Origin of the sequence: Pseudomonas edaphica (assembly GCF_005863185.1) — a bacterium.
GTDB classification, from domain to species: Bacteria; Pseudomonadota; Gammaproteobacteria; order Pseudomonadales; family Pseudomonadaceae; genus Aquipseudomonas; species Aquipseudomonas edaphica.
In genome coordinates, this window is the sequence record NZ_VBVZ01000269.1 from 1 (window position 1) to 8101 (window position 8101).

Below are 8101 nucleotides of genomic sequence, written 5' to 3' on the forward strand. Positions count from 1 at the left end.
GCACTCAAGCCCAGGTTGCCCAGGCTGCTGTAGCGCCCATTGCCGCCATAACTGCCGGCCAGCGTCAGATTGGCCGTGCCATCACTGGCGATCAGGCCATCGTTATTCCAGTTGCCGCCGTTGCCCGTCAGGCTGTCGGAGGCGAGTAACTGGCCACTGGCGGTCTGGTTCAAGGTATTGACGTTGACCGTCAGGCGCCCGGCCTGGATCACGCTGCTGTTGGTCCAGCTGTCTGCGGCCAGGGTCAGGCCACCACGGGTCACCAGGTTGCCGCCGGCATTGATCAGGTTGGCGGTGGCGATATCAAAAGTGCCGGTGCCGCCGTGCAGCAGACTGCCGCCCTGGTTCAGGAAGCTGCCGGCATTCAGGGTCAGGTCAGCGTTGGAGGTTTCCAGTCGTCCATTGCGGTTATCGAACGCACCGCCGAGCTGGAAATTGGTTTTGCCGCTACGGCCCAGCGCGCGCAGTTGCCCGCCTTGGTTGTCGACACTGGCGCCTGTCACGCTCAGGGAGCTATCGCTTTCAATCACACCGCTGCGGTTGATCAACGCGCCACCAGCGCTCAGCTCAACCGCGCGACCTGCAATTTGCCCGGCGCTGTTGTCCAGCTGTGCACCACTGACTCGCATCAAGCCGGTGGCATACACCCCGCCGTTGGCATTGGCGAAGTAGTTGGCATTGACCACTGCATCGCCGGTCTGCGCAGCGATGAAGCCGTTCTGGTTGTCGAGGCGGTTGGCAGTCAGGTTCAGGCTATGGGCCTGGAGTGTGCCACCCTGGTTATTGAGGTCACCGCTGACGCCCAGGCTCAGGCCGGTCTGGCCCTGCACCTTGCCCTTGGCGTTATTCAATCCCACTGCGTTCAATTGCACGTCGGCGTCCTGGCTATAGATCAGGCCGTCGTTAGTATTTTGCACGATGCCGGTGCTGGTGATCGCGACACGATCCTTACTGGCAAGGGTGCCGCCGCCACTGTTGTTCAGGCCACCGGCGAACAGCGTCAGCAGGCTTTGGCTGATGATTCTGCCCTTGGCGTCGTTGTTGACCTGCATCGCCCGTTGCAGCAGCAGTGGGCCGGAACTGGCAATGCTGCCGCCGCTGTTGTTGAGGGTGCCGAGCAGGTTGAGGGTCAGGCGACCGTTGGTGGCCAACGTGCCGGCGTTGTTGTTCAGGTCGGTGCCGGTGACGGTCATCGCTTGTTGGGCGTTGATCGTGCTTTGGTTGGTCAGTGTTACCGCTTGCAGATCCAGCGTGGTGCCGCTTTCGATCAAACCGCCATCGGCGTTGGTCAGCGCACCGGTCACGATAAGCGTTTGCCCATCGCCACTGGAAAGTACGCCTTTGCCACTGTTATCCAGGCTGGCGGCACTGACGCCCAAGCGGCCCTGGCTAACCAGCGCGCCTTCGTTGTTGTTTTGCAACGCGCCGCTCAGGCGCACATCGATTGCACCGCTGCGGCTGGAGAGCGTGCCGTTGTTACGGTTATCGAGGTTGCCACCACTGACGTTCAGACCTTGCCAGCCGGACAGCAGGCCTCTGGCGGTGTTGTTCATGGTGTCCGCGTTGACAGTCAGCACTTGGCTGCTGATCAGCTTGCCGGCGCGGTTGTCCAGGTTGCGCGCCGTCAAAGCGAAGCTTTGCAGGCTGGAGATTTCACCGCCCTGGTTATTAAGGTCACCCAGGTTTTTCAGGGTCAGCGGGCCGTTAGTCAGCAGCAGACCGTTGCGGTTGTCCAAATCACTGTTGTTGAGGTCCAGGGTCATTCCCTGCTCACCCACAACGCGACCGCCCGCCAGGGCCAGAGCGTTGAGGTTCGCGGTCAACACACCTTTGGCCGAGACCTCACCGCCGTTGCCGGTGTCGAGGCCGGCGGCGTTGAGATTCAGGGTTTGCTTGGCACTGATCAAGCCTTGGTCCTGGTTGTTCAGCAGGCCATCACTGGTCAGTTGCAAGTCGCTGCGGCTATTCAAAGTGCCGCCTCGGTTGTCGACGGAGCCTGCGTGAGCGTCGAGGCTGGCGGCGCCGATCAGGCCTTTGAGGTTGGCCAGGGCTTGATTGACGCGCAGGGTCAGGCCCTGATTACTCAGCAGCTTGCCGTTGCTGTTATCCAGACTTTGCGCGGCCAAGGTAAAGGCTTGGGCGCTGGAGATTTCACCGTTCTGATTATTGATGCTGTTGAGGTTGTTAAGCGTCAGCGGGCCAATAGCGTTGATCAATCCGCCTTGGTTCTTCAGTTGGCCGTTGTTCAGGTCGAGACTCAAGCCAGCGTTGCTGAACAGCTTACCGCCCTGCTGATCCAGCCCGGTGACGCTGGCGGTCAGCGTCTTGGCGCTGCCGATGCTGCCGCCGTTGGTCAACTGTGCGGTGGTCAGGGCCAGGGTGTCGCCGCTGTTGAGGCGGCCGGTTTGGTTGTTCAGCTCGCCCGTGCTGACCGTGACCGGGCCTTTGCCGCTGATGATGCCTTGCTGGTTGCCAAGATTGGCGCTTTGCAGTGTCAGGCCGCCGTCGGTGACCAGTTTGCCTTCGCTGTTATTGAGGCTGTCGGTGACGGCGACGCTCAAACCATTGGCGCTGGACAGGCTGCCTTTGCTGTTATTCAGGCTGCGGGCTTTGACGGCCAATGCGTCTTCGCTGCTAAGCACACCCTGGCTGTTATCGAAATCACCGGCGAGATCCAGCTTCAGCGATTGCTGGCTGAGCAGCTTGCCGCCGTTGTTGTCCAGCATGGAGCCGGTCAGCGTCAGGCGCTCGCCGTTGAGTTCGCCGAGGGTGCGGTTGATGACCTGATCGACTGCAAGGCTTAACGTACCGCCTGCGAACACCACACCTTTGTCGCTGTTGTTGAGCTGCTGACCGGTGACGCTGACGTCGGCGTTGCCGGTCAATTCGCCGGTGCGGTTGTCGAGCGTCTGCACGTCGAGTTTCAGCGCTTTTGTGGCACCTACCAGACCGTTGCGGTTATCAAGGTTTGCGCCGCGCAGGTTGAGCTCGTCGGTGCTGATCAGTTTGCCGTTTTGGTTATCGAGGTTGCTGGCGCTGATCGTCGCAAGCGCCTTGCCCGCGATCTCGCCATTGCGGTTGTCCAGCGTTGCGCTGGTCAGCAACAAGGCACCGTCGGCGATCACGCTGCCGCGTTGGTTATCGAACAATTGGCTGGCGCTGAGGGTGACATCGCCACGCCCGCTGAGCACGCCTTCGGTATTGTCCAGGCGAGTGCTGCGCACATCCAGGCTGGCGGCGTTGAGATGGCCTTTGAGGTTGGCCAGCAGTTGGTCGACACGCAGGGTCAGTGCCTGGTTGCTGATCAGTTTACCGTTGCTGTTATCCAGGTTTTTTGCGACCAAGGTAAAAGCGTTCTGGCTGGAGATTTCGCCGTCGCGGTTGTTGATATTGGCGAGGTTGTTCAGTGTCAGCAGCGGTGCGTTGATCACACCCGCGTTGACCAGTGCGCCGTGGTGCAGGTCAAGGTTGAGTTGTGTGGTGCTGACCAGTTCGGCGCCGTCCAATTGCGTCAGGCCGGTGACGCTGGCATTCATTGCGCCGACGCTGGCGATATGCCCGCTGTTGGTGAGCTGGGTGGCGCTGAGGTCGAGCTTGTCGGCGCTGATCACACGGCCGTCGATGCCGTTGGTGAACTGTCCGGTGTTAACGGTTGCCAGGCCTTGGCTTTTGAGCAGGCCGTTGGTGTTATCCAGGCTGGCACTGGTCAGTGTGAGGTTTTGGGCGCTTTCGACGGTGCCGCCTTGGTTGATTAGCGCCGCTGCACTCACAAGGGTCAACGGTCCTGCGCTGGAAATTTTGCCGCTGGTGTTGTCAATACGCTGGCCTGCCAGCGCCATCGAGCCTTCGCTGGTGAGCTTGCCGCCTGTGTTGTCCAGGCCTGCCTTCAGTTGAAGCGCCAAAGCACGCTGAGCGCCAACAGTGCCATCGGTGTTATCTACTGCAGTGCCGGTAAGCCGAGCGTCCTGGGCAAAGATCAAACCTTTGGCCTGATTGATCACCTCGGCCATCGCCAATTCAAGCGCAGTGCCGGCCAACAACTTGCCTGCACTGTTATCCAGGCGTTGCCCGCTGAAATCGACGCTCTGCTGGCTGGAGATTTCCCCGCTGCGATTGTCGGTGCTGCCTGCCTTGAGTTTCAGCACTTTTGTCGCGGCGAGCAAACCGCCGTTCTGGTTATCCACGGTGGCAGCGTTGAGACTCAGATTACCCTTCGCGACCAACTGACCGCCCTGCTGATTCAGCACACCAATCGTGGCGTCCAGATCATCCTGGCTGGCGATGCGCCCTTTGGCGTTTTCAACGGTATCGAGGGCCAGGCGTACCGGGCCAATCGCGCTGGTCAGGCCGTTCTGGTTGTTCAAGGACTGGCCGTCGAGTGCCAGCGCCTGCTTGCTGTTAAGCACACCTTCACGGTTGTCGAGCTGGCCGACGTGCAGGTTCAGCCCCTGATTGGCGCGCACCGCGCCGCCACGGTTATCCAGGCTATTGCTGCGCAGGGTCAGCAGGTTCTGTCCGGACAGGCGACCGGTGCGGTTGTCCACACTCCCAGCCTGGATGTCCATCACGCCTTTGGCGAGCACGGCACCTTTGGCTTGGTTATCGAGCAGGCCGTCGACTTTCACCGTCAGGCTGCCATCGGTCGCCAGACTGCCGGACTGGCTGTTATCCAGGCTGGCCGCGGTCACGTTCAAACGCTGGCCGGCGCCCAAGGTGCCGGCCTGGTTGAACAGTGCACCGCGGGTGGTCAAGTCAAGGCTGATGTCGCCCATCACATGACCGTCGTTGCGGTTATTCAGGGTCATCGCGTTGACCACTGTGGCGCCGCCGCTGGAGACTTCGCCGTCGTCGTTATGCAGGTCAGCCGCCAACGTTAACGCGAGGTCTTTGGAACTGCTGAATACGCCGTGGGTGTTATCCAGTCGCCCAGCTTGAGCAGCCAGGCCTGCCGCAGAAATGACGCCCTTGAGGTTGATCAGCGCTTGGTCGACTTTGAGGGTCAGCGCCTGATCACTGAGCACATGGCCGTTGCTGTTATCCAGACTTTGTGCGGCCAGGGTGAAGGCACGCTCGCTGGAAATTTCGCCGTACTGGTTGGCGACCGTGGAGAGGTTTTTCAACAGCAACTGACCCGGCGCATGGATCAAGCCACCGGTGTTATCAAGAACGCCGTGATTCATGTCCAGGCTCACGTCACTGGTGCTGTAGAGCTGCCCACCGTTGCGTTGGTCCAGGCCCGCGAGGCTGGCGGTAAGTGCCTTGTTACTGGCGATATGGCCGTCAAAACGGTTGTCCACGTTCCCTGCCGTCAGCGCCAGGCGATCAGCACTGGTCAGGCGCCCGCCACTCTGGTTATTCAACGCGCCGGTCGTGATGCGCACAGCGCCGTCACCGATCATTTTGCCGCCGCTGTTGTCGATGCTGGCGCTGCTCACGGTCAACGCCATCGCGCTGAGCAGCTCGCCGCTGCGGTTGGTCAGTACGCCGCTGGCGGTCAGATCCAAAGCCGCACCGCCGCTGAGGCGGCCGCTGTCGTTGTTCAGTGTGGCGGTTTGCAGGGTCAGGCTCTTGTCACTGCGTACGGTGCCTTGCTGATTGTTCAGTTGGTCCAGTTTCAGGCTCAGTGCGCCGTTCGCTAAAAGTCGACCTTTGTTGCTGTTGTCGAACTGCCTGCCGTTGAACGACAGGTCGGTGAGGCTGGAGACTTCGCCGCCCTGGTTATTCAGGCTATCAACTTTCACCACCAGCGACTGGCGAGCGTTGAGCAAGCCACCCTCGCGGTTATCCAGTTGCGTGGCGCTTACCTGCATCGGCCCGGCTGCCGTTACGCTACCGCCACGGTTATCGAATTGCTCAATCGCCAAGGCCGCCTGCTGACCGCTGACAAACCGACCGCCACGGTTGATCGCGATGCCGCGGGTAGTGACGTTAAGCAAGCGGTCACCCTGCAACAGTCCCTGGCTGTTATCCAGGCTCATGCTGCTCAAGGTGGTGGTAGCACCGATGACTTCACCGTGGTGATTGTCCAGGGCAGTGTCGACGGACAGTGCCAGATCATCGCGGACGTTCAGCTTGCCTTCGGCGTTAACCAGGCTGTTTGCGTGCAGGTCCAACCCCGTGGCAGCGACCAAGCCTTGGGTGTTGTCCAGCGCACCGGCAACACGCACCACAAGGCCTTGCTCGCTGAGCAATTTGCCGCCCCGGTTATCGAGGCTGCCTGCGGTAAACGCCAGGGCCTGGGCGCTGGAAATTTCCCCGGCCTGGTTATCGACACTGCTTAAGTTGCTCAGTAGCAGCGTGCCCGGCGCGTGAATCAAGCCGCCTTGGTTATTCAGGTGGCCGTGGTTCAGGTCAAGGTTTGCACCCGCTTGGCTGTGGATATTGCCTTTGGCACTATTGTCCAGGCTTGCCGCACTCACCAGCAACGGGCCGGTTGCGCTGAACAGCCCGGCCTGGTTCAGCAGGTGCGCGCTGATCAACGCGCCAAGGCGACCGTCGCTGGTCAGCTTACCGCCACTGTTGTCCAAGCGCGTAGCGGTGATGTCCAGCGCCTGCCCGGCGAACAGCGTGCCCTGGCGATTGTCGATCAAGCCTGAGCTGTTGAGCGAGAGCATCGCGTCGCCTTGCAGCAGGCCCTCGCGGTTATCCAGCGACGCACTGTTGACCGACGCCGTGCGCGCCAATAGCTTGCCACTGCGGTTATCCAATGCTCCGTCGATCTGTGCGATCAGGCCATCACCCGCGCTGAGCGTGCCGCCTTGGTTAGTCAGGCTGGCGGCGCGTACATCCAGCGTTTTAGCCGAGATCAAGCCTTGCGTGTTATCCAGTGCGTGGGCGATACGCAGGGCCAAACCCTGCTCGCTGAGGAGCTTGGCGTGCTGGTTATTCAGGGTATCGGCGGCCAGGGTAAACGCCTGGGCGCTGGAAATTTCGCCGCCTTGGTTATCGACGCTGGCGAGGTTGCTCAGCAGTAATTGGCCAGGGGCGTTGATCGTGCCGCCCTGGTTATTCAAATGCCCATTATTGAGGTTGAGGCTTACGTCACCCTGGCCGAAGAATCGACCATCGTTGTGCTGATCAAGACCACTGATACCAGCATTCAGCATTTGGCCCGCGCTGATGCGGCCGCCCTCACTGTTATCCACTTGGCCGGCGTTCAAATTAAATGCGACGTCACCGCGCAAGGTGCCACGCTGGTTGTTCAGCGGGCCGCTTGATTGCACGCTGAGGTTACGGGCGACGAGACTGCCCTGTTGGTTATCAAGGCTACCCAGGCTGAGGCGTACATCACCTTTGGCGGCAAACAGACCGGTCTGGTTGAGCAATTGCCCGGCAATCACCGCGACCAACACGCCGTCGCTGGTGAGCGTGCCTGCGCTGTTGTCCAGGCGGGATGCATTGAGGGTAAACGTTGCACCTGCCGCCAATGTACCGCGCTGATTGGACACCACGCCGCTGCTGAGCACCAGGGAGCGATCACCTTGCAGGCGGCCACTGTTGTTGTTTAATTCACCCGTGGTGGACGCCAGGTCGGTGGCCAGCAACTCGCCGCCGCGGTTGTCCAGCAGGCCTGCGGTGTTCGCCGTCAGTTGATTAAATGCGCGGAGCTTGCCGCCCTGGTTGTTCAGGCTGGCGGCGTTGACGTCGAGGTTCGACGCAGAAACCAGGCCCAACGCATTGTTCATTGCACCGGCGATACGCAGGGTCAGGTCTTGGTCACTGAGCACTTTACCGGCGCCGCTGTCGAGGCTGTTGGCGGCCAGGAGGAATGACTGCGCGCTGGAGATTTCCCCTTGGCGGTTATCGACCGTGTTGAGGTTGTTAAGGGTCAATTGACCGCCGGCGTTGATCAGGCCGTTGCGGTTATCCCAGTGACCTTGGTTGAGGCTCAACGTCAGTGAGCCTTGGCCGTTGAGCGAGCCCTTTTGGCTGTTGTCGAGGGCGCCAGTATTAACCTGTGCCGCCTGACGCGATGCAATTCGCCCGCCCTGGTTATTGATCAGCCCCGTCGCATTCAGGCTCAGCGATTGGCCGGCCGAGACCAGGCCGGCGACGTTATCCAGTTCATTCAGTTGCAGCGTGACCTGCGCCTGGCTCGACA

General features: G+C 60.8%; 1 protein-coding gene. It reads right to left on the minus strand.

The window, feature by feature from the left end; translation table 11 throughout:
* Positions 1–8101 (minus strand): beta strand repeat-containing protein (locus tag FEM54_RS18045; protein WP_420875321.1); only part of this gene is annotated, 8101 nt, incomplete at both ends.